This is a genomic window from Neisseria sp. HMSC068C12 (genome assembly GCF_001814095.1).
Taxonomy (GTDB): domain Bacteria; phylum Pseudomonadota; class Gammaproteobacteria; order Burkholderiales; family Neisseriaceae; genus Neisseria; species Neisseria perflava.
Genome location: NZ_KV814820.1, coordinates 1 through 321, shown reverse-complemented (window position 1 = coordinate 321; position 321 = coordinate 1). Strand labels below are relative to the sequence as shown.

Annotated in this window: 1 pseudogene; it reads left to right on the top strand. The window is 53.3% G+C overall.

The features are described from left to right. Window positions 1-321, top strand: a pseudogene (locus HMPREF2952_RS06500) (type IV secretion protein Rhs); the annotation flags it as partial.

The window sequence follows — 321 nt, the reverse complement described above, 5'->3', positions numbered from 1 at the left end:
GCCGCTGGTCCGCTATGAATACGACGGCAGTGGTGACCTGATCCGCGTCATCGGCCGCGACGGTAATGTCAAACGCAGCTTCGGCTATAAAAACAATCTGATGGTGTCGCATACGGATGCGGCCGGATTGGTATCGGAATACGAATACGACCACTACACCCCGACCGGCAAAGTCATCCGCAACCGGACTTCTTTGGGCGAGGAATGGCGTTTTACCTATCACGAAGGTTACACCGAGGTAACCGACATATTGGGCCGTACCGAGCAATATCATTACGATTACAACAATGAGTTGACCAAACGGGTGTTTGCCGACGGCAG